Source organism: Novipirellula methanifontis (assembly GCF_052161655.1).
Lineage (GTDB): Bacteria > Planctomycetota > Planctomycetia > Pirellulales > Pirellulaceae > Novipirellula.
On record NZ_CP197418.1, the window covers coordinates 5,126,553 to 5,149,905 of the forward strand.

Annotated in this window: 15 protein-coding genes; 3 read left to right on the plus strand and 12 right to left on the minus strand. The window is 52.4% G+C overall.

Going from position 1 to position 23,353, the window contains the following annotated elements; genetic code table 11:
- Positions 1-576 precede the first annotated feature (576 nt).
- Positions 577-2,040: a sulfatase family protein gene (locus SH528x_RS18680; RefSeq protein WP_442511982.1), complete on the plus strand. Its 1,464-nt coding sequence runs from the start codon at positions 577-579 to the stop codon at positions 2,038-2,040.
- 22 nt (positions 2,041-2,062) lie between these two features.
- Complete coding sequence (locus SH528x_RS18685) at positions 2,063-2,227, plus strand: hypothetical protein (RefSeq protein WP_442511983.1); 165 nt, start codon at positions 2,063-2,065, stop codon at positions 2,225-2,227.
- Positions 2,228-2,272: 45 nt separating this feature from the next.
- On the opposite strand, the gene SH528x_RS18690 is transcribed toward SH528x_RS18685, so the two are convergent.
- From SH528x_RS18690 to SH528x_RS18720, 7 genes are all read right to left on the minus strand, one after another.
- On the minus strand, positions 2,273-4,336 hold the full coding sequence (locus SH528x_RS18690; protein WP_442511984.1) for a response regulator: 2,064 nt from the start codon (positions 4,334-4,336) through the stop codon (positions 2,273-2,275).
- A 411-nt stretch (positions 4,337-4,747) separates the two neighbouring features.
- Positions 4,748-6,643: an ATP-binding protein gene (locus SH528x_RS18695; RefSeq protein ID WP_442511985.1), complete on the minus strand. Its 1,896-nt coding sequence runs from the start codon at positions 6,641-6,643 to the stop codon at positions 4,748-4,750.
- Entirely contained in the window at positions 6,640-7,389 is a 750-nt protein-coding gene (locus SH528x_RS18700) for a hypothetical protein (protein WP_442511986.1), read from the minus strand. The genes SH528x_RS18695 and SH528x_RS18700 overlap by 4 nt, the downstream gene beginning before the upstream one ends.
- 449 nt (positions 7,390-7,838) lie before the next feature.
- Positions 7,839-8,723, minus strand: a complete 885-nt coding sequence (locus SH528x_RS18705; protein ID WP_442511987.1) for an HDOD domain-containing protein — start codon at positions 8,721-8,723, stop codon at positions 7,839-7,841.
- A complete protein-coding gene (locus SH528x_RS18710; protein WP_442511988.1) occupies positions 8,641-9,534 on the minus strand; it encodes a response regulator in 894 nt (297 codons plus the stop codon). The genes SH528x_RS18705 and SH528x_RS18710 overlap by 83 nt, the downstream gene beginning before the upstream one ends.
- 469 nt (positions 9,535-10,003) lie before the next feature.
- Entirely contained in the window at positions 10,004-14,053 is a 4,050-nt protein-coding gene (locus tag SH528x_RS18715) for a PAS domain S-box protein (protein ID WP_442511989.1), read from the minus strand.
- Between the two features lie 192 nt (positions 14,054-14,245).
- Positions 14,246-15,073: a response regulator gene (locus tag SH528x_RS18720; protein ID WP_442511990.1), complete on the minus strand. Its 828-nt coding sequence runs from the start codon at positions 15,071-15,073 to the stop codon at positions 14,246-14,248.
- A gap of 904 nt (positions 15,074-15,977) precedes the next feature.
- Between SH528x_RS18720 and prpC the strand changes: the two genes are divergently transcribed.
- Positions 15,978-17,099: a bifunctional 2-methylcitrate synthase/citrate synthase gene (prpC, locus tag SH528x_RS18725; protein ID WP_442511991.1), complete on the plus strand. Its 1,122-nt coding sequence runs from the start codon at positions 15,978-15,980 to the stop codon at positions 17,097-17,099.
- A gap of 188 nt (positions 17,100-17,287) precedes the next feature.
- Here the strand turns inward: prpC and SH528x_RS18730 are convergent, their stop codons facing one another.
- From SH528x_RS18730 to SH528x_RS18750, 5 genes are all read right to left on the minus strand, one after another.
- A complete protein-coding gene (locus tag SH528x_RS18730; protein ID WP_442511992.1) occupies positions 17,288-18,154 on the minus strand; it encodes an alpha/beta hydrolase in 867 nt (288 codons plus the stop codon).
- 134 nt (positions 18,155-18,288) lie between these two features.
- A complete protein-coding gene (locus SH528x_RS18735) occupies positions 18,289-20,103 on the minus strand; it encodes a CotH kinase family protein (RefSeq protein WP_442511993.1) in 1,815 nt (604 codons plus the stop codon).
- A 30-nt stretch (positions 20,104-20,133) separates the two neighbouring features.
- Positions 20,134-20,808: a DUF4956 domain-containing protein gene (locus SH528x_RS18740; protein WP_442511994.1), complete on the minus strand. Its 675-nt coding sequence runs from the start codon at positions 20,806-20,808 to the stop codon at positions 20,134-20,136.
- A complete protein-coding gene (locus tag SH528x_RS18745) occupies positions 20,793-21,548 on the minus strand; it encodes a VTC domain-containing protein (RefSeq protein WP_442511995.1) in 756 nt (251 codons plus the stop codon). The genes SH528x_RS18740 and SH528x_RS18745 overlap by 16 nt, the downstream gene beginning before the upstream one ends.
- A gap of 379 nt (positions 21,549-21,927) precedes the next feature.
- Complete coding sequence (locus tag SH528x_RS18750) at positions 21,928-23,292, minus strand: response regulator (protein ID WP_442511996.1); 1,365 nt, start codon at positions 23,290-23,292, stop codon at positions 21,928-21,930.
- Positions 23,293-23,353 lie beyond the last annotated feature (61 nt).

A 23,353-nucleotide genomic window follows, 5' to 3' on the forward strand; every position in this document is an offset into this window, starting at 1 on the left:
CACCCAGCAGTGCTACGCCTCGGACTTGAACAATTCCCAAAGGCCAGGAGAATCAATATTTATCCGTTTTTGTGAACCGATGGCGCCAGCCTAAGCTGCTAAAAATTCGTTGTTGACACCACGTTTAACTATCCCATTTGCGTTATTTTTGTTTCAGTTGATCGCGAATAGTTAGTCACGACGCGACGTAATGTAGTAGCCCCAGACGTCAGTCCGGGGGTTGGGAAAACAAAGCGAACCCGAGTCGCAACGCGACGACAGGAAACGCGGAAGACATCGTCCCCGGACTGACGTCCAGGGCTATCGCCTGCGGTCGCTATCGCGACTAAGAATCGAAACAAAACTTGCGCAGCCCTAATTTCCACGACATCGCAAATATTTTGCAGCCCAGCGATATCCGCAGCACTCGAGATTCAGTGTCAACGTCAGACGTTTTGCGGCCCTACGCTTGCCGCTAGCCTTCCGTTTTTGCTTCAAACTTTTCCGTGTCTAGTGCCGTCAACTACATCGCGATCAGCCACGCCGAGTACAATTTCGTCTTAACGGCGACTGAACCTACCCGATGGGAATGACCTGATGAGACCACTGACGACGCTTGTGTTTGCTGTATTTGGCTCTCTGTTTTGCGGTCCCCTGTTGGCGCAACCCTCTCGGCCTAATGTCATCGTGATCTTCATTGATGACATGGGATACGGCGACGTCGGGTTCAATGGTGCGACGGTTCCCAAGACACCCCACTTGGATCAAATGGCTGCCGAAGGCATGAAGTTCACCGACTTTTACGTTGGATGTGCTGTCTGCTCGGGATCACGTACCGCGTTGATGACCGGATGTCACTACCAACGTCTGAGCATGGCGGCGGTGTTGTTTCCCAACAGTGATCGGGGGCTCCATCCCGACGAAGTCACATTAGCGGACATGTTGAAATCGGCGGGGTACCGGACCGCGTGCGTTGGTAAGTGGCATCTCGGGCATCTGCCGCCATGCCTGCCAACGTATCAAGGATTCGAATCGTACTATGGGATTCCTTACAGCAACGACATGTGGATCGATCCCGCCAACAAAGTCTCCGACGACATGGTCCTTCGTAATGGTGTGACGCTGGCCGATTTGAAAGCGGGCAACAAGATCAAAAATGAAGTGCCTCTGCTTCGCAACGAACAGGTGATAGAATACCCCTGCGATCAAACCACGGTGACGCGGCGTTACACCGAAGAAGCAATTCGGTTTATCAATGAAAGTAACGATGCCCCATTCTTCCTTTATCTGCCACACACGATGGTGCATTTGCCGCTTGCCGTCTCCCCTGCGTTTGACAATCCCGACAACGATCTGATCACCAATGCGATCCAGGAGGTCGATTGGTCAGTCGGTGCGATTTTGAAATCAGTGAAGCAGGCCGGAATCGCTGAGAATACTTTGGTCGTATTTACCAGTGACAATGGCGCCGCGGTTGGATCTTCTCTGCCGCTGCGGGCGAAAAAGGGAAGCGTGTATGACGGCGGTATTCGTGAGCCCACGTTGATGTGGTGGCCTGGGAAAATTCGCGCTGGTTCGGTCTGTTCCGAAGTTGCTGCGTCGATCGATCTGATGCCGACGTTTGCCGCGCTGAGTGGTGGGGAGTTGCCGCAGCGAAAGATCGACGGCAAAAATATCTGGCCATTGATGAGTGGTGCGGTGGACGCCAAAAGTCCGCACGATGCCTACGTTCTGATGCATGGACCGGGGACGGTTCGTTCCGGCAAATGGAAGTTCTATCCGTGGCAAGAGGGCAAAGGGAAACAGAATCGCGACAACGCCAAGTGGAAGCCATCGCCCGAACCTGTACAGCTCTACGACACTGTGGCTGACATTGGCGAAACCACGAATGTTGCGGCCCAATATCCGGAGGTCGTCAAACGGCTTCAACACGCTTATGACACGCATGTTGCTGAAATTAAGGCGAATCAACGTCCGACGGCGGAAATGGTGCGTCCCGAAGGGTCACCGTCACCGGCGCGTCCGGGCGGAGCCAAGAAAAAGCCTGGTAAGAAAAAGTAAATTCGTATTTGAAGCGCGATCCGTGAGAATCGTCCCGATTGCATTCCCAATGACGGTTGTGTCCGGTTACGGCACTGGTGTCGCGACGCATGGTCACGCTGTCGAGACACCTGACGTTCGCGTGGTTCCGACCGATGACCAAGGTCACATCGAAATTGTTGCCTTCACATTGCGGTGCCAGAGCTAAACGCTAGTGCCTCAGGCCCCTCGGTGCCTCACCTTTCTGGGTGATTTAGCGAGAGGGGTTGCTTTGGTCGGCAACCAGTCTGGTCATCGCGTCTAACAACGCTTGTTGTCGAATCGGCTTGGCGACATAGGCGTCCATTCCGGCTTCTTGGCAACGCTCTTCGTCGCCCTTCATCGCATGAGCGGTCATTGCGATGATTGGAATATGTTGCGATGTCCCTTGTTCACGTTGGCGAATGATGCGTGTCGCCTCGAGACCGTCCATCTCTGGCATCTCGACATCCATCAAGACGATGTCGAACGCTTTCGAATTCGTAAAATCAACCGCTTCGATGCCATTTTTCGCGATGGTGACAGTGTGACCCCATTTTCGCATCAACCCCATTGCGACCATCTGATTGACCGGACTGTCCTCGACCAGCAGTACCTGCAAACTGCCCAGTGTAGAAGTGTCCGGTGATTGCGTTGGTTGCGCCGCAACCAATGAGGGCGATGTGATGCCGACTGCTTCAGATATAGCGTCGAGCAATTCGGACTGCTTGACGGGCTTCATCAAATGCGTTGCCACATTCAGCTGTTCGCAGCGAGGAATATCTCCTGATCGCATTCCCGAAGTCAGTAACATGACCTTGGTATCAGCGAGTTTGATGTTGTCCCGTAACGATTCAACAAACTGGAAACCATCCGTGTCCGGCATGTTCACGTCCGAAATTACCAAATTGTAAGGGCTGCCCTTTTCAATCGCCGATTTGACTTGGGCATAAGCATCGCGTGCGTTGGAAACGGCCAGCGGCTGAATCCCCCAATTCTGAAGCGTCTCTTGCAAAATGCGACGATTGGTTGCATTGTCATCGACGACCAAAACGCGAAGTCCGCGAATCGATTCCGGATCTGAATGCTTCTTTTCTGAAGCCACCTTCGCACCGATTGGCAACGCGATGATAAAGCTGAACGTGGTGCCTGAGCCAAATTCACTGCTTACCGTTAAATGTCCCCCCATCAATTCGACAAAACGCGATGCGATTGCCAACCCCAACCCGGTTCCGCCAAACTTTCGCGTCGTTGATTTGTCAGCCTGTTCAAACTCAGCGAAAATGGTGTCGAGCTTGTCTTGTGGAACTCCAATGCCCGTGTCGGTTACACTGAATTTGAGTGCAACTCGTTGATTCGATTGGTCCTCAACCACCACGTCGACGACCACTTCGCCTTGCTCTGTAAACTTGATGGCGTTACCGACTAGGTTGATCAAAACCTGACGCAGTCGGCCAAAGTCACCCACGACGATTTCGGGAATGTTTGGATCGAAGTGATAGGCTAGCTCGAGCCCCTTGTGATGAGCCCGTGCTGCGAGCGACTTCATCATTGTGCCGATGTAGTCACGGAGGTCGAATGGGGCGGGGTCCAATTCGACCTTGCCCGCTTCGATCTTTGAAAAGTCAAGGATGTCGTTAAGCAGTCCCAGTAACGCTTCGCCCGATTCGAGTACCGCCTGAGTGTACTCTCGTTGTACCGAACTGAGATTGGTATCGAGCAGCAACTCGGCCATGCCGATCACCCCGTTCATCGGAGTGCGAATCTCGTGGCTCATGTTTGCGACGAATTCGCTTTTCGCTCGGCTGGCCGATTCTGCCGCCTCTTTGGCAGCTCCCAAAGCACGTTCGGTCTGTTTTAACTTGGTGATGTCACGCGAGATGCCAAACGTTCCCACCACTTCGCCTTCTTGTGTTTGCAGTGGCAGCTTTGTAGTGGAGACCCATCGTTCGAGCCCACTTGACCAAATCAAGTGCTCTTCCGATTCAACCAGCGGTTTCAGCGTCCGCATAATCTCCTTTTCATCTGCGAGCGCCTTGCGAGCGTGTTCGGGATCAAAAAAGTCAAAGTCGCTTTTACCGACCGCTTCGTCGGTCGATCCGAGCCGCGAACGATCCGCCTTGGCACGATTGATTCGAATGAACCGTCCTTCGGCGTCCTTAAAATAAATGCTGTCAGGTATATGGTCCATCAGGGACTGCAAAAGAAAGCGATCATCAAAAGATTCGACGGGCACAGGCTGCGGATCCGGATCCATCGCTTCGGATTCGCTCTCGTCCGTTAGTCGCTTTTCATCCATATCGGAATCTCGGTCACTCTTGGTATTGCAGTCTCAAAGAAATGCCGGCAAAGTGATCAGCAGGTCCGGCGATTTACAAAGGTATCACAACTCCTTTGCCTTCGCATTGTTTCACGCCATTCGAGCCATGATTTGAAACGAACAAAAATTTTGAAAATCTATACAGAATGCCACTTCGACTATCTTAGTCGCTGAAATCGCACGGGACGAACCTTTACCCCTGATTTCCTTCGCTGCCCACTCGGATGCGGCGGCGTAAGGAAAATGCGTCAAGGAAGATAGGTTTTCTTTTGCTGTTCCCATAACTTATCCTATTTCCTGCTTCATTTGCAACGCAAATCGAAATGGGATGACGCGTCAACTTGCCCCGGTCTAAATCCTCAATGTCTCGCGATTCGCTCTCACGCCAGTTCATACGCAGAGACGTTTGACAAGCAGTCGCCCAACCGTTTCACGCAATTGTTGTATTTCAAACGGTTTGCTGATGTAGTCGTCCATCCCGGCATCGAGACAACGTTGCCGATCGCTTTGTATCGCGTTCGCTGTTAACGCCACGATCGCGGGGCCTGATTCAATCCGTCCATCCGTTTCACGTTTGCGAATTTCCATTGTCGTCAGATAGCCATCCAACAACGGCATCTGACAATCCATCAGCACGACGTCGTACGATTGGCTGTCGAGTGCTTTGAGGGCATCGACACCATTGCCAACCACGTCGCAGTTCCAACCGCAGCGGGTAATTAACTCGCATGCGAGCAATTGATTCACTTCGTTGTCATCAGCCACCAATATTCGTGCAGTATCACAGGGGGCGATATCATGGGCTGAAATTTCGTGCGTGGGGGAGGGCAGTTGAGTATCCATTGACGGAGTATCTAACGACGAATGCGATTTCGATTGCGAATTGCCATCAGCCGCAGTTCCTCTGCGGAAGGTTGCGGTAAACCAAAATCGAGATCCGACTCCCTCGTTGCTCTCGACGCCCATTTGTCCCTTCATTTTTTCGACGATCGATTTGCTGATCGATAATCCGAGCCCCGATCCGCCGTATTTTCGGCTGACCGAACTGTCGACCTGTGAAAAGGATTGAAACAATCGCCCCAGGCGATCGGCAGGAATTCCAATGCCGGTGTCCTTAATCGAAAACAGCAGTGTCGCCTTTTCGCTTCTCAGCTGTTGAACCTCGACGTTTAATTGAATCTCGCCACGCTCGGTAAACTTGATCGCATTGCTTAGCAAATTTAGCAGAATTTGACGCAGTCGATGGCTGTCACCTTCCAAACACAATCCGGGCGGGTTATCGAATTGGCAACTGATTTTGACACGGTTCGCGTCGACACGTACTGGCATGCTCAGCATGACGTCGTCTAACAACTGTTGTAGATCAAACGGATGATCTTCGAGTTCCATACACCCTGCTTCAATCTTTGACAGATCAAGAATGTCGCTGATTAGTTTTAACAGCGACCTGCCACTGCTTTGACATGCGTCGACGAATCGACGTTGACGATCATCCAGTGGCGAATCGGCAAGCAATTCCGTCATCCCGATCACCCCGTTCAATGGCGTTCGAAGCTCGTGGCTCATGCTGGCTAAAAAGTCGCTCTTCGCCTGATTGGCTTGTTCGGCATTGCGGGTCGCGTCCTCGAGTTGCACGGTGTGCATCGCCAAGAATCGCATCTCTCCAACGCTTTGCCGAATCGTAATCAGCAATACGATCTCTTCGAACATCAGCCAACTTGTATGCTCGATCCAAACCCAATGGGATGCGGTCGCGATCCCAAACACGGATTCGGGCCACCAAATCCCTCGCACGATATGGTCAATCGCGACGATCAAAGTAGGAGCAACAAGCACTTTCCAATCGCGATAGGCAGCCAAGAATGCGAACGAGCCGAAGATATGGAAATGCGTTTCGATCCGTCCGCCCGATAGATGGATAAGTAGACTCGAGAAAAGCACTTGGCTAATCGCAATCACATGCCGCGTGATCGTCCGACCAGGCAACATCAGCGCCGTAGCGACGGGCAGGCACGTCAGCAAACCGCCGCCTACAATCGCGATGATCAGGTGCGGATGAATGCTTCGCTCGGCTCCGTTCCATGTACTTGGTGATATCCAATATGCCAGGGCGATGGCTACTCCCCATTGCAGCATCATCAGCACGGCAAACATGCGATCGGTCCGGCGAAAGATCGATGAAGCATGCTCGTCAAAGTGGGCTTGCACGGCTGCGGCATCCCAATTGGCTTCACGCAACACTGCGTCGGTGCAGCGTCGCGAATACGCCCCAGGTGGATGAATCATGGCGCTGCTCCATCAGACATCTTGACCGAGCAGTTAGTGATGTCCTTTGATTGTGGCAAACACAATTTGCATCCGAATACCGGAGGGGATATCGCAAAATCGCGAGCAATCATTCCATCCGAATCAATTGAAAGCGCGGCTAGCCGTTCACTCAGCAATTGTCCGCCAACGCTATCCCCCTCGTGACCACGTGAGACCGTAATCCCACCCGCAAAATGAAGTTCTCCTTTCTCATCAAATAGCAGTACCGTTCCGCTGGTCTTCACACCAAAACGATCGGATTCGCGGCCATCAATATCGACAATTAACTCTGCGTCGGAGACCTCTTTGGCTCGTTTGCAGAGCGGACTTGCGGCCCACTGATTATCGTTTTTACCAGGAACACTCGCCACGACCAATGTCTTGATGCGACGATCCGAGGATGCCGTATTGCGGTCCAAGATCTTGTCCAACTCTCGGACGGTTGCCCAAGAACAGGGGCAGTGGGGATGCAGAAACAGCACGAGAGTGGGCGTATTGTCTGCGTGTGCGAGTCGTGAAATCGCAGGCCATTGCGTTAACCCGTCTGCAAGGTTGGTCGAATCGACTTTCAATCCGTACGCAGTCATCCAAACGGCAAACGCCAGCACGCTGGCGAACCAAAACGCGGTGATGCCGCCCCACACCCAAGGTGCGATAGCGTTTCGCTGCTGATCCATAGAGGAAGGATCGATCACGACGTCGCAATCGATCAACTCATCAATCATCGTTTGCCCCGACAAATGTTGTTGTTCAAATTGGGCGGTATGTTTCGCGTTAGAAGTGGATCGAAAGGGACCGCCCTTCAACCCTAGGATTAAATTGCGACGCCTTACGCAAAAAAACGATCGCGATGCGTAAGAATGCTGTCCTTTGCACTTCAATTCCGCCGAGGGGCACATGCAGAATCGGGCTATTCGTCATAATCGCCAACAAAATGGCGTGAAAAATACGACGTTTTCGGTGAACGCCACCAATCCACGCTCTGGCGAGCGTAGCCACAAAACGCAAATGCTGGAATTTGAAGCTAGAAATCAGTCACGGCGTTAGGTTCCTGCCTGGGAACCAGGGGGGGAGTTCAACGAGAAGTGTCGCAAAAACACGACATTTCCGATCTGGCACAGGCAGCCACTGGTTGCTGCCAAAGTCACCATTGGCAGTGAAAACACGGCAACCGCTAGCGACTCGCGGGCACGCGTACGGGAGCGTCAGGACCGTAGCAGATGCGTTCAAATTTCTGGTGTGTTTCGCCCAGCGTGACGGTATTGCGATACGAATCCCAGAGGCCAGCGTCAGCATCTTCGCAGACTATCACGGTTCGGTTTGGATCAAATTCGCTCAGGCTCGCCGGACCGCCTTGAGCACCAATCCCGTTTACGATTACAAGCGACTGCGTCTCAGGCGATGAGTAAACGGGATCGAGTCCGAGCGAAGGCAGCATTTCGGCGAAAAAATCAAAACCGTGAGTCAGCATACGCATGTATCCCACTCTTTTCAAACTTCGTGCTGCTTTAGGTGCAGGCTCGGAAAGCGATGCGATTCGAGCAAGCTCACGCCTTGTAGCATCAATCACCGAGGAAAGTGAGTGAAACTTTAATCGTTGCACGGTTTCATTAGGTGGAAACTCGACCTTATCCCATGGTTCCCAGTTTCCTGCGGCAATCCAACCCACCAGCACCGCAAGCTTGATGCTATCGACTTGATCAAGCCGAGTGGACTCCAACTTCGAAATATGGCCATAGGAACTTTCTAGTTCCCCCAACGGCCAACAGATCTCAAGTGGAATATTCCACCGGCCCAGCAGTTTGGACATCGTCTTTGATTGCGACATTCCAAAAATTCGCTGCTCCATCTCGCTCAACGAGCCCTCGGTTTGGCCTGCGACCTCAGTCATGATGCTGTATTCCTCAGGAAACTCGGTACACAGACCGACACGACCCTGTAGATGCATGACTGCGCCGAGCACAAAGCCGGCCGTTTCACTTCGTTCGCGTTGATCGCTGAGTATCTGGGCCGCAATACTCGCTGCCGTACTCCGTCGCCAAAGTAGTTCGGCATCCAATCCGGCAAATCGACGATCTCGTAAAGTGTTGCAGGCGCTTGCCCCAAGCGCCCAGCTCACCAATTCGTCGACGACCAATCCGGTTGACGATCAATACCATATCGCTAATCCGCTGACCAATTGGATTGTAATGGCTGCTATTACCCAGTCGCAAAATCTCCGATGTTAGAAATGGCTCCATTTGAATTCGAGCCACAATATCGCGTGTCTCCACTTCGTTGTCGAGAGTCAATTGGTAAATTTCGATCGACGTGGGTGACATCGGCAACGCAGCGAACACATCATCCAATTTGTCATTCACCGAAATACTTTCGGGCAGTTTTCGCGGTTCGGGGGACGGCGTGGGCATCTCCTTCGTCGCGTCGGTTTCCGCGACAGGCGAACTGGAATCGGGCGTTGCTGAGCTCTCGAATTGCTTTTCTTTGTCAACGGCCAGACGACGTCGCGACACAAGCATATTCATCTTCGCAGCAAATGCTTTGTAATCCGTTGGCTTAAAAACGATGTCATCGACGCCACGCAACATTAAATCCTTGACAATCCGCGGCTCCACGACCGACGTGTGCACTGCAATGACTGGCGAATGCTGCAGCGCCAGCAGCTGCACAACGAGAGCATGTCCATGCATATTGGGCATGCGGATATCAGTAACGACCAAGTCAAATGAATGACTCTCCAACATCGACAACGCTTGTGCCCCGTCACTCGCCCCCAAGCACTGAAATCCTTCCGAACCGAGTGCGAACTCGAGCATTTGCCGAGGAATTTCCTCGTCGTCGACGACCATCGCCAGAAATTTTGGTTGCTCCATGACTCGTTGTTCCATGCAAATTTTAGCCAGAATCAGAGCATCGGTATTCTCCCCGACTCACCCAATCATGACCCTAAATCAATATCTGTTCTCTGGTTAGTGCTACTGTCTTGTTCCGTTAGCCGAATATGTTAGCGTCACAACTTTTCAGTATTGGCAGTTTCTGTGAGCCGACGGCGCAAGCCGCGGGCGACGTGAAAACTGCTTCAAACCGCCCGCGGCCAGGGCCGTCGGCTCAGTCATGCGGAAAAAAAGCGACAATCGAATTAAGACTTTGCGTTTATATTTATAGCAAGCGGAACTCGTGGCGACTTTGAACGGGCTTGTCACAAAATCCGATGCAAGTAAGCGTCTACACGAACCGAAGCACCATCTAATTGATAACAAGCATTTGCAGCGAGCAATAGCCTTGTCTCACAGCTAGCATTCGAATACAGCTAATTTGTTTCAAAAAGAGATCTGTCCGCCATCATTTCGCCGCGTGCTCGCATGCCGAGCGGCGTGCGACTTCGGCAAAACACGCTTCAATGGTTGCTCTTAATTGCGTCGGGTCGAACGGTTTGGCCAGATACTCGTCCATACCCGCATCGAGACAGCGTTCTCGGTCGCCTTGAATTGCGTTGGCGGTCAGCGCAACGATCACGAGATGCGAATCCATTCGCTTTTCGGATTCTCTTTTCCGAATGCGTTTCGTTGTAACGAAACCATCCATGATTGGCATTTGGCAATCCATCAGCACGATGTCGTATGTCTTTTTCTGCAGTGCTTCGAGCACTTCGACGCCATTCTCGACGACATCACACTTCCAACCAAATCGCAAAAGCATCTCTCGTGTAAAGAGCTGGTTAATCTTGTTGTCTTCGGCCAACAGAATGCGAGTGTCCAACATCTTGAGATCACTCGACTTCGCTTGTTTTGGAAGCGGACCAATATCCTTTGGCGAGGGAATTGCATCGACGGATAATCCAAATTTGGCAGTAAACCAGAACCGCGAGCCCACTCCTTCTCGACTTTCGACGCCGATTTTCCCGCCCATCTTTTCAACGATTGCCTTGGAAATCGACAATCCGAGACCTGAACCTCCATATTTTCGACTGACGGAACTATCTACTTGTGAAAACGAATGAAACAGTCGATCGACTCGATCGGCGGGAATCCCGATGCCAGTATCCGAGATCGAAAACAACAGAGTGACACTATCGTCCGTTCGCTCTTGGGGTTCTGCCTTTAAGTTGATCTCGCCATGTTCAGTGAATTTGATTGCGTTGCTCAACAGGTTCACAAGCACCTGGCGTAAACGATGGCTATCGCCAGTCACCTGAACCATCGCCTGAGGATCGAGTGAGGAATTCAGTTTGATGTCCCTGTCTTCCAGACGTAGCGGCATACTTTGCAGCACATCATCAAAGAGCTGACGAAGGTCAAATGGGTGATGGTCTAATTCCATGCGTCCTGCTTCGATCTTGGAAAAATCAAGCACGTCGCTGATCAATTCAAGCAATACCTTGCCACTACTCTGACACGCGCTGACAAAGCGGCGTTGGCGATCGTCCAGCGGCGAATCGGCCAGCAATTCGGTCATCCCGATCACGCCGTTCAGTGGCGTTCGCAACTCGTGGCTCATGCTGGCCAGAAACTCGCTCTTAGCGCTACTTGCACGCTCTGCTTCGACTTTCGCAGCAACCAGCGCCTGTTGGTTTTCTCGCCGTTGACTAATGTCAATCTGGGTCGCAATAAAATTACAAAGCTCGCCGGCTTCATCGAAAACGGGATCAATCTTCAGGTCGATCCAATGGCCTTCGCCCGACTTTTTATAGTTGTAAATTTCAACGGCGATACTTTCCCGGTCGCTAATTTTTTGGCGAATGGTTCGGGTCGTTTCTGGATCAGTATCGCGTCCAATAAGAAAGTCGCCCGGTCTCCGCCCTACTGCATCCGCAGCGGCGTACTCACTCATCTGAGTAAACGCTTCGTTCACCCATTCAATGCGACATTTCGCGTCCATGATGAAGACCGCATGTTGAGTCTTACTCGCGACCAACGACAGTTTCGAAATTTGGCGATGCGAAAGCTGCAAGGCATCTTCGGCGCGTTTGCGTTCAACGAAGACCGCGATGGTGTCGGAAATGGAAGCGAGCGTTTCCAGCGTGGTGGCCTGCTGTGGCTGATGACCAAACAGCGCCAGCACACCGATGACGTTGTTGCCCACGATAAGTGGATAACCGGCGAACGAAACGACTGGCTCACTAAATGCCCAACGTGGGTCGTCCACTTCCAGATCGTCTTGCCAGTCATTGGTCAGATAAACCACGCCGCGCTCGGCGATATGTCCGACGCACGATTCGCCCACCGGGATTTGCGATTGCAGTGCGTCGAGGTGTTTTTCTAGTCCAGCACTGGCTTTTAGTTCCAACGTATTTTCGCATGATTTGACCGTCCAAATACGCGCCGACGCGACTTCCAATCGATCGACCATCGCCTGACAACACTCTTGCAGTCCGGTATGCATGTCGTCCGCTCGCGACAAAGAACCGCCCACGTCGGCAGCAAGCATTGCCAATCGATTTCGTTCGGCGAGTATCTCTTCATTTTGTTTTCGCTCTGAAATATCACGAACGATAGTGACGAAACGAGGCGGTTCGTCATCGGGCGCGATGTATTGCACGAACAGATCGACGGGGACATCACGCCCGTCTTTCCGCCGTACCACAGTCTCGCCGCGTTGCATCGTCTTTTCTCCGGACTTCAGACTTGCGATCATTCGCTGCAACTCTGCCTCGGACATATCGACATCGACATCCATTGGCCCCATTTGGCACAGTTCCTCGGCGGAATAGCCAAGCAACTGGGTTGCTCCTAGGTTCACGTAGTAAAAGTTGAGTGTTTCGGGGTTCAGCATGAATACCGAATCATGGGTCTGGTCAAGAGTGGTCTTAAATTGGTTTAGCTCATTTTCATGCTGTTTCCACTGCGTCAGATCGACGTGACTGCCCACCAAGCGATTCGGACGACTGTCGCCGTCACGGCAAACGGTAAAGCAACGAGAGAGCACATGCACGAAATGATTGTCTTTGTGCAGGATGCGACATTCGACTTCAAATTTCTCTAGTTCCCCTTGGATGTATTGATCAAGTTTTGTTGCGACATCATTACGCTCATCGGGATGCACCAATTGAAGTGCCGCGTCAGCGTCATCGCCAATGTCGTCCCGATCGTATCCCAACATCTCCAGGAATCGCGGTGAAAAGAAGACTTTGTTAGTCTCTAAATCCCATTCAAGAATGCCGTCATTACACCCGAGCATCAGTACATTAAACTGCTCGCGGCTGACATCCAATTCCTTTTCCAACGCGACTTGTTTCGCCAGCTGTTCTTCCGCATTCCGCTTGGCTTCGTTGAGATCGGCGGTTCGTCCCTTGACCAACCTTTCAACGACTTCCGTTCTGCGGAATAGAAAGGCCACAAGAACACTGAGCATTGCCGACGTCACGATTCCCAAAAACAACATCGTATTGAAAGTTGAATCACGACGAATCGCGATGTAGTCGGCGTTTGCAGTAAAGTGCAAAGTCCAAGTTCGACCGTCGCGTTGAACAACCCCATGATAATCGAGCAAGGCGGCAGCATCGCGTCCAAGGATTTCTTGTAATGCACGACCGTCCGTTTCATGCTCAACCAATCGTGCCGGATGATAGTAGGTGGGACGTTGATCGGGCGTTGCCGTATTCTCGGACAACTCGATAGAGATTCCTGCTGGAGTTAACGGTTCGAGTGCATTCTCTAGCACACGATCCAAACGTAATCGGCCAACGATGTATCCTCTCAATGCGTCGGTGGGATCTGGATTTGCGGTATCAACTCTCTTCTGGAAGATGGGACACACCAGAAAGATGCTCACTCCCGGACGGTCATCCCCACTCGGCAAAGCAGGGGAAGCGGTAATGCGGTTTGATGCCAGCGCAATCGCGAAGGACTCTCGCAATCGGGGATCTTCACTTAGATCTTCTCCGATCTCCATTCCAGAATAGTTTGCCGGACATTTGTAAGTCACCGGTAAATAATCATCGCGGCGTGGTGCGGGCTGCAGCTGAGCGTCCGAATCACGCTGGACAATCCCCATCGGTATCACCCAATCGCCACTTTCGTATTCCTCTCGTTCCGAGTCGTCAATGTGGCGTACCCAAGTGATTTCATCAAATCCGACGCGTTTAGGATTCACCTCATTAATGAAACGTCTGAATTCTCCGGGATTGACCGAATGCGAACTGATGTAAAGCGACTTGACGCTCCGAATTAAATCAATCGGTCTGGCCAACTCGGATTCGAACACGGCGACTCGCTCATTGGACGCGCGTCGAAATCCCTTTTCAATCGCCCTCTCGTCAAGAGAACGCATCACGTGATGCAGATAAGTGCTTCCAAGTACTCCACCGACAAGCAGCAATAACGGCAGGTACCGTGTCATGGCGCGGCTTTGCAGGATCGACGAAAAGACGGAGCGTCCTGCGGCGAGAGTCATTGTCTTAGTGCCAAATGTCAACAATGTCCCGACGACCTGTATCACGGTGGAATTAAATCGCTGGCAATTGCTAAGCCAAAAAGTCAAACATTTCTAGAGAACGAATGCAATTACCGCTTAATCTTAAAGGATTCTGGTTGGCGGTAGTACTGCATTTGCTGCGAAATGAGCAATGACTTTGTGAATCCGTGACTACAGCGGCACTGCGGTTTGTTTTTGTTGCTTCAACACCGGAACATAATCAAGGCAACGATTTAATTCTTTACGCAGAACATCCACAAGCGCGACAACCTGGTCGAGTTTGCCCGCATTGCCAGCCGTCTCAATGTCCATGGCAATCGACTGTAATTCATGTGCAGCGAGAATTCCGGCGATTCCTTTTAGCGAATGTGCCGTCGCACCCACACCATCGGTATCACCCTGGTCGATTTGCGACGAAATCTGCTCGAGCCTCGCGACACTGTCTTTCTCAAACGAATTGAGTAGCAATTCAGCAAACGCGAGATCGCCCATGCAGCGATCCATGAACTCTTTCTCGCAGATCGGCGGGGTAAGCGATTCGGTGCTCGCAATGTCCTGTGAATGACAAGTTTCCGCTACTGCGAGCGTGGGATCCACTTTCGCTAACCATTTTGCCACGATTTCGGTTAATTGTTGAGGGCTAAAAGGTTTTGCTAAATAATCGTCCATGCCCGCATCAAGACACCGTTGACGATCGCCTTTCAACGCATTTGCGGTGACTGCCACAATCGTTGACACCGTTGCGAGTTGTCCCGCAGATTCCATTTGACGAATTTCCTTCGTCGCGGTGAACCCGTCCATAATCGGCATTTGGCAATCCATCAGAATCAAGTCGTATCGTTTCTCCTTGATTTTTGTGATCGCTTCAACACCATTAAGAGCCGTGTCACATGACCAACCGCTACGTGCCAGCACCTCAAGTGCGAGCATCTGGTTAATATCATTGTCTTCCACCAGCAAAATGTCTGCTGGCTGAGACCCGTTCGCGTTCAGTGGCATGGGGTGGATCTTCCAAATGCAGGGTAAAACGCGGGGATAACACGCCAACACCGGTGCATCATCAAATTCATTCAATTGCAATAATATTTTCTTGATCAGTGCGAAGACTTGATCACGGCTAAATTCTTCACTGCGGTCGTGGACGTTTGCCCATCATTAGACGCCACCCGGACGGGATGGTGAAGCTATACATAGGTACAACGCTTTGTTGCTCAAGTTATCACCGGATGCATAGGAGATCATCGTCACACGATCCGCTGAGAGTAAATGAAAGTTCTTTCGATTTCTCAGCGACTGAATCGCTTATTTCCCTCTATATATCGCTGACGATTCCACACGCGACGTCTTACCGAAAAACAGCATTCCGTGCCACCTCGTTTTAGTCTGGTTCGGCAAATACAAGTCAGGACTGTATTCACTCGCTACCCATGCAAAATCAGCCTAGACAATTCGAGTGAAACGAAACCCCTCGGCGCGGTTTAACAAACGTAGATCACAATTTCGGTCTCAGCCCGATTTAGGGAGGCCAAATCTCCAACAAAACCAAAATTCAACACTTTCCCTGTAGTTTTGGCAATATTTGTCGGACTGATTTTTCGCAATGAGCGACAGATATGCCGGGAAAATGGATTGTACGGGAATTTGATGGACTGGAGATTGGACTAGCGCTTACGATGAATGTTGTTGCAATGCACAAATGCGTTAGAACAACGTAAATGCGTTCGCGACGTATTCGGAAAGGGGCGGCACCAACCCGTGGTGAGTATCTAAATTGAAACCCGATTGAGGCAACCCGTTGCGTCGATAGCAAATGATTGCGTTTCACTTTTGGTATGTCGAAGGCACTTCTGCCTGTTGGCGCTGTCCGACAAAGATCAATAACTCTGCAAATCGTGAGGTAGTCATGATCACAGCATCCGAAGCAGGCTTGGCAGGTGTCGTCGCAGGGAAAACGGGCATCAGTACGGTTGGGAAAAAGGGATTCGGGTTAACTTACCGGGGGTATTCAATTGAGGATTTGTCCGAACACGCGTCCTTCGAAGAAGTTGCATGGTTATTGCTGCATGGCGAGCTGCCGATGTACGAGCAATTGGTGGCGTTTTCGGAAGAGCTGCAAAGTCGCCGATCGCTTCCCGATCGACTAAAACAGGTCCTCGAGATTCTACCTCGCACGGCACATCCGATGGATGTTTTACGCACGGGGTGTTCGATGTTGGGTTGCATCGAACCGGAGGAATCACCCGAGCAACAGTACGAAATCGCGATGCGGTTGTTGGCTTCGTTTCCGTCGATGCTTTGCTATTGGCATCACTATCACCAAAGCGGCGATCGAATTGATGTCGAGACCGACGACGACAATTTGGCGGGGCACTTTCTGCATTTGCTTCACGGCAAACCCGCTGCGGAACATCTTTGCCGTGCCCTTGATGTGGCGCTGATTTTGTACGCCGAACATGAGTACAACGCGTCGACGTTCGCTGCACGAATTACCGCGTCGACAATGTCGGATCTGTACTCCGCTATCACCACGGGCATTGGCACGCTGCGTGGTCCACTGCATGGCGGTGCAAACGAAGCATCGATGGAATTAGTCGAAGCTTTCGTCAACGCGGACGCGGCAGAGCAAGGCGTAATGAACCAGCTGGCGGCCAAGAAAAAGATCATGGGTTTCGGCCATCGCGTCTACAAGAAGTTTGACCCACGATCGGACGTGATCAAACGCTGGTCGCAAACGCTCTGCGAAGAAACGGCGTTGACGCCACTGTACGAGATTTCCGAGCGGATCGAAGCGGTGATGCGACGAGAGAAGGGGCTGTTTCCCAACCTCGATTTCTATGCCGCAACGGTGTTCCATTGTCTCGGGATTCCGACGTCAATGTTCACGCCCTTGTTTGTTTTTTCACGAACAGCCGGTTGGTCCGCTCATGTGTTTGAACAACGCGGAAACAACCGACTGATTCGCCCTGCTGCCGAATACAACGGTCCCGGCCCAAGAGTCTTCGTGCCGATCAACGAACGAGCATAACACCAAGAAATGTGGGATAGGCTTCCAGCCTGTCATCAGCTCCTCTCGTAGCGAAACTCGCCAAGAGTTTCGTCGGTGTCGTTGGGGTGCGAACTTTAGGGTGATGAAATACAACAATGTGTATCTCATTCACAGGCTGGAAGCCTATGCTACGTAGAGTTGACCGGTTGGAAGCCTATCCCACAACTTTACTTCAAAGTTGGTTCGCCTTGCAGGTAGCCGAGCGACGCCAAGAACCGGTCCATTGCATCGACGGTTGCTTGATAGTTTTCGGAGTTCCCAAAGTTGAAGAAACCGTGTCCTTGGTCCTTGTACAAATGTAAATCACAGCGTCGACCGCTTGCTTCCATGTTCTTCTTGAATCGCTCGGCCGTTTCGACTGGAATCAGCTTGTCGTTGGTGCCGAGAAACACGATCGTGGGAGGCGTCGTGACGCTGATGTTGTGCGCCGGTGAGATGTCTTGCCAGTAGTCTTTCACCTTGGCATGTGACCAGCCGCCGACGGGGCCGTTGTCAAACACTGGATTGAATAGGACCAACGCGTTGGGGACAGAACTGACGCTGGTATCTTCGCCCTCTTCGTTGAATGCTTTGGTGGTCGCGGTGGCTGCGGCGACATGGCCGCCGGCGGATCCACCACCCGCGATCACCTTGTTGGGATCGATCCCCAATTCGCTGGCATGCTTGCGGACCCAACGGATGGCCGACTTTCCGTCTTTGACGCATTCCTGCGGCGTGGTTTTGTGTTTGCTCTTGATCCGATACTCTGCGGCGATTGTCACGATGCCACGCGAGGCCAGGTACTCGCAATGCGGATAAAATTGACTTGGACTTCCGCTGACCCATCCGCCGCCAAAGAAGAACACGGCCACAGGGCGTGCATCGGTTGCTTTGTGGTCGGCTGGGTTGAAGACGTGCAGTTTCAATTCTGTCTCGCCGACCGTCTTGTAGACGATTTGCTTGTCAGGTGAGAATCCTTTGGTTTCAAGTGCAAGTGCAGGGGAAATTGAAACCGAAAGAGACAGAACGGTGAAAATGTGTATGAGCGTTTTCATGTTGAGATTTTGTCGCGTTGAGGAGTGAACTTGAGCTGGTTAGTGTAGTCAATCTTGTCGTGTCTCGCGCCGTCCTTGATCACGACGCGAGACTTCGCCAACTCATTTTTTCCAACAAACGCAATCGTCTCGACCTAAAGTTTCGACTTTAAAAAATTGCTTCGCTCGATCGCAAATTTTTGCAAAGACATCGGCTCGGTTGACCCTTCCTTTGAATCTGCGTCGGATCGCGTCGCGGTGAGGAACGCTTCGGTCGAATCGAGTTTGCGTGTGTCTGTTTTGACAACCGGGGCAATTAAGTCGCGGTATCCGTTCACCGCCGGGCCGAGGGTTGACCAATCGAGTGACTCGTTGGCAATCTGCCCAACATATTCCATGTAACGTGCTCGCAATTCAGGAACGGCCAGCAATCGACTTCGCAGTGGCATGCGTTCACTGTCGAGTCCTACCAACGGATCCAAGTCGACACCGCCGTGTCCTGGCCCACCAGGTCCGCCCGGCCCACCGGGTCCACCCGGGCCTCGACGTCCTTCGCGGCCGCGTCCTCCAGGACCACCGAAAAAGTCTTCAAATCCTGGCGGTGGTCGGAAACCACCGGGGCCTTGCCCGTCAGGTCTAGCGTCTTGCCCTTCAGGTCCTGGCCCCCGTCTGCCCACGTCAGGGCCGTCGGGACCTCTGCCCCCAGGGCGTCCTTGTCCGCCCGGGCCGCCTGGTCCATGTCCCGACAAGGCAAACGCTTCGTTCATATCGTGTGGGACAAGATGGAACTTTCCATCAGCGTCGAGAAAAATGCTGTAGTCACTCGCACGCGTCCAGTAGCCGTCGCCATTGACCAGCGCGACGTCCAACGCCAAGAACTTCAACACGCCGTCGATATCGAGGATCGGATCCAGCGCAGACTGCAATTGATCCAGCGGTGTTTCGTTTAGCGTTTGGCACAGCTGAACCAGTGCCGTCCAGGCCTTTTTGCCATCGTTGGACTTCATCTCGAAGCGAGACTTGTACTCATCGAGATCGGTACCGAGATAGCGAAGGCCTCCATCGGCGCCGGGATTTCCGCTGACTTTCCAGCGAGTGCCTTTGGAGCCGCCAAAGTTCTCTTCCAGAAATATTTTGTCGAACTGTTGCGTACTGACGTACATCCCCCAGCTTTCGCCGTTGATCACAACGTGAACAAAGTTGGCTTTGGGCGCCGGGATATATTGGCGTGCAATATGCGAATAAACCACCGAGCTCATCATCGAGGGATCGCCGTGACAGTTAAGCAGGTTCAACGTCTTGTATCCGTAAAGCCGTTGATCTTCATCTGCCATATCCAGCGAGACATTCAGCGGACGTTTGCTGCCGTTAGGCACGTGCCCGTAAGACGACATCCCGCGAAAATGCACCCCGACGTTGGGATAGACTTTTCCGTCTACCTGCATCCGAGCAGCGACATCGACATCGGTCCCATGGAAGTCTTCGAGCTCGGATTCCCAGTCTTCGTTTTCAAATTCTAAGAATACCGTTCGCAGGACGCTGGTGTCGTAGAGCGGTTTGTCTGGGTAATTAGTAACCTCTGCGGGTGAAATCTTGGGGCCTGGGGTGCCTGGCTGCGTCGCCGGTCCGCGTCCACGCATCCCGCCGGGACCACGACCGCCTCCGGGGCCCTGTTCTCTCGAACCTGACGTGTTTTCTTCTAGAATGCTTTTGCGTGCAAGTGTTCGCTCCGAGCGGTCGAGCCAGCCATTTTCGTCTTGATCGAATTGCTTCAACACTTTGCGTTCTTCGCGATTCGGACCTCCGGGACCTCCGGGGCCACCAGGGCCACCAGGACCTCCAGGTCCACCGGGGCCTCGCATGTCCGGTCCGCCTGGACCAAACGTCCCGGGCGGCTGAGCGTATACGATTGCACCAACGAGCACACAAGTGCATGCGATCAAACAAGTGGGGAGCAGTTTTCGCTTCATTATTGTGGTTTCCTGAGGAATGAAAGGTTTTTATCGGCCTTGACGCAGTTCAACGCTCTGCACACCTTCGATCAGATTCAATTGGTTGATTAAGTCCGTTGCTTTGGTGTCTGCATTCAAGCGAATGCGGTAGTTCAAATCGAGCGAGGCACCTTGCTTGCTGGTCCCGCCGGATGTCAGTTCGACCTTTTCGAGCAATCGTTCGAAAACGCTGCCAAGTGCGGCTTCCGGATCCCGACCGGCACCAAGCCGAATCGTCAATCGAGCGCCACTGCGAGTCCAACCATCACCCCGTTGTCGTGGTCGCACCAAAAATGCTGCGATGCCGGTCACCGCCATGCCAACAATGGCAACGGTCAAACGATCCGCACCAACGGCCATTCCGACTAACACAGCAAAGATCACAAACGTGATGTCATGCGTGTCTTCGACCACCGTGCGAAATCGAACGATCGATAAAGCACCAACCAGGCCGAATGCCCAAGCGACGTTCTGACCAATTACCAAAGGCAACATCGCACAAAGAATCGCCAGTAGCACAAGCGTCGCCGGGAAGGTCGGCATGACCTGTTCTCGAGGACGTACCCATCGATAGATCGCGGCGATCACACAACCGCACAAAAATGCCACGACCAAACGGATGGCCATCTGGATTGCGGTGCTGTCGTCCGGCGTGCCTACCGCCTCCGTTAACCAAACTGGCATGTCGCTACCTCGCTTTCGGTAACCGCTGCGGCTGACATAAGTTCAGCAGACATGGCTTCGGTTGACGATGGCGAGTGGTAAATGGCAGCACATTGGTCCAACGGGCGATGCAAAACACACTGGCGATACATGGATGTTCGTTGCGGCAGCAAGGCAAATTCATAGATCAGCGACTTGAAAATGGCTGGGAGCGAAACAAAGTATTTCATCCGCACCAGATGCATCGGTAACTGAGTTGTGGCCACGTTGACTGGATCCACCAAGTCGGAATGCGATCGGCAGTGGATGTTTTGGTCGACGGTCAGACGAATTGGACCCTCGATTGAATTTGCATTCATCGCGAGTCGGTCAAACTGGATATTCAGACTTGGCTGCAACGCTTGTTTGACGATGTGTTTGTGGAACCATTTTCCGTCCCATGTTTTGTCAACCACATCGGACTCGAGTCGTTTTAGGTCGCTCGACGCGGCAACGGTTCGACGCAGCTTCGTTGTCTGCTTGTCTCGCTTTTGTTGTTCTAGAAAGACGTTCCAGGCATGGTCGATACGTCGCACGCGGCAAATTTCTTTGTCAACGGACTTGGTTTTGATCGGACGTTGCCATTCTGCGGCGTCGTAATACAGGTCGCTGACGTCGCAGTGCGTCGGTTCGGCAAACCGACTGGACGCCGAATCGATCAACGCCGACGTGGCAGCGTCATTCAGAACAAATGTGCACTCGTACCGGCGGGAGAATTTCAATTTGGGTCTCTTTATCGATTACATGCCTAAACGCCGCGGATGGCAGGGATATTTGACCGCGAGATCCGCTGGCAACAAGACATGCGTTGAATTAACCCCCCGAGGGCCAAATTTATTTACGAAAATCTATTGGCGTCGAATTGTTGATCAACCGTTAGACCGCACTCGACCACGCAGAAGCCGCTTCTCGACCACTCCGAGAGATGACTGGACGAGCGACAGAGTATCAAAAAAAGGGGTTTTTTGGGGGGAAACGTCACGGTACATGTCGAGATGAAAGACAATCATAGTCGCCTTTCGCTCCGCGAGAGTAGCGTAGGACCGGCGCAACTTTCGCGGAGCGAAAGGCGACTTTGAATTGCTGACCCAAGAGCCACGCTCACGCTCCTGGGAGCGTCCAGACGGGGTCGAACTCACCGCCTAGCTGGGACTGAATCACTCGTAACATCAGCAGTTTGGCGGGGCCGTCTTGCGGATGTTCGAGCAACAATTGAGCCAGAATGTCTTGCGCTTCGGCATGTTTTGCTGACTCGAACGCCGACAATGCATGCTCATAGGCCGCACACCCAGCAGTCAAGTCATCAGACCCGCAGCGGCCAAGTTCATACAGTTGTACTGGCTCGCGGATATTGTGGACGCGGACACTGCAAACTCGTCGGCCACGCAAACTCGCGTCGACACGCCCCGCAGTGCTCTGTGTCATCAAGATCGAACTCCGCAGATACTTCGTCGCTCCTTGCACACGACTAGCCATGTTCACGGTATCACCAAGCGGTCCGTATTTGATTCGGTGCGTGGATCCAGTATTTCCCACGACGGCTAATCCGCTATTGATACCAATCCCCATTCGCGTTTCACCCCCTACTGTCGACCGCCATTTTTCGCTCAGGCCATTAACCGCTTGCTGAATGGCGACGGCACAACGACAGGCGTCTCCGGCATGTTGTGGCGATGCGATTGGGGCGCCCCACATCGCCATGATTTCGTCGCCGACATAATCCACGATCGTTCCGCCATGGTCCAGCACGATGCGGCTGAGTTCGTTCATGACATCGCTGATCCAGGTGATCGTCTGCACAGGCCCCACTCGCTCGCTAGTTCTACTGAATCCCCGAACATCACAAACCATGACGGACACATCCGCAGGACTCGGCTTTTCAAGCAAATTCGCGTTACTAAGAACTTGGTTCAAGATATTCCGAGGCAAGAACTTGCTTAGTTCCGCCAAACGAGCGTCGATTTGCCGCAGACTTGAACGGATCCTGGCGTGCAGTAGTCGTTCATCTGCGGGTTTTTCCAGGTAGTCGTCCGCCCCGTTTTCGATGGCGTCCGCTGCGGCAAATTTCGTCTCGGCGTCCGCGACGACGATGATCGCCGGTTTGCCGGTGGTGGGTGACAAACGAATGCGATGGATCATTTCAATTGCGTCCATTTCGATAAAATTCATATCCAACAAACAAACGTCGAACCGTTGTTGTTCCATCAACTCAATCGCCGTCGATGCACTTTCAACACCCACCACACGGTAGTCATACACTTTGAGTTTGCATTCCAAGTCGGCTCGCGATTCGCGATCGGCGTCAACCACCAACACCAACGGACGCGGGCCGCCGCTGCGTGTGAATGGCTCCGTGACAAAGTGTTTGTCAGTCTCCGCAACCCGACTGTTTTCGGGCGTAACGGGTACAAAATTCATTCGCGACATGATCGCGGCTCGATGGTTCCAGAACATATTATCATTCATCCGTATCATACGAATTGACCCCGATTAACCTCGTAGATTTGAAGAGACGCTGATTGCGGAC

Coding starts and splice junctions, on each gene's coding strand:
- SH528x_RS18680 (WP_442511982.1), top strand. CDS start 577: ATGAGACCACTGACGACGCTTGTGTTTGCTGTATTTGGCTCTCTGTTT.
- prpC (WP_442511991.1), top strand. CDS start 15,978: ATGATCACAGCATCCGAAGCAGGCTTGGCAGGTGTCGTCGCAGGGAAA.
- SH528x_RS18700 (WP_442511986.1), bottom strand. CDS start 7,389: ATGATTGATGAGTTGATCGATTGCGACGTCGTGATCGATCCTTCCTCT.
- SH528x_RS18740 (WP_442511994.1), bottom strand. CDS start 20,808: ATGCCAGTTTGGTTAACGGAGGCGGTAGGCACGCCGGACGACAGCACC.
- SH528x_RS18695 (WP_442511985.1), bottom strand. CDS start 6,643: ATGATTCATCCACCTGGGGCGTATTCGCGACGCTGCACCGACGCAGTG.
- SH528x_RS18720 (WP_442511990.1), bottom strand. CDS start 15,073: ATGCCACTGAACGCGAACGGGTCTCAGCCAGCAGACATTTTGCTGGTG.
- SH528x_RS18750 (WP_442511996.1), bottom strand. CDS start 23,292: ATGAATGATAATATGTTCTGGAACCATCGAGCCGCGATCATGTCGCGA.
- SH528x_RS18730 (WP_442511992.1), bottom strand. CDS start 18,154: ATGAAAACGCTCATACACATTTTCACCGTTCTGTCTCTTTCGGTTTCA.
- SH528x_RS18710 (WP_442511988.1), bottom strand. CDS start 9,534: ATGGAGCAACCAAAATTTCTGGCGATGGTCGTCGACGACGAGGAAATT.
- SH528x_RS18715 (WP_442511989.1), bottom strand. CDS start 14,053: ATGACTCTCGCCGCAGGACGCTCCGTCTTTTCGTCGATCCTGCAAAGC.
- SH528x_RS18735 (WP_442511993.1), bottom strand. CDS start 20,103: ATGAAGCGAAAACTGCTCCCCACTTGTTTGATCGCATGCACTTGTGTG.
- SH528x_RS18690 (WP_442511984.1), bottom strand. CDS start 4,336: ATGGATGAAAAGCGACTAACGGACGAGAGCGAATCCGAAGCGATGGAT.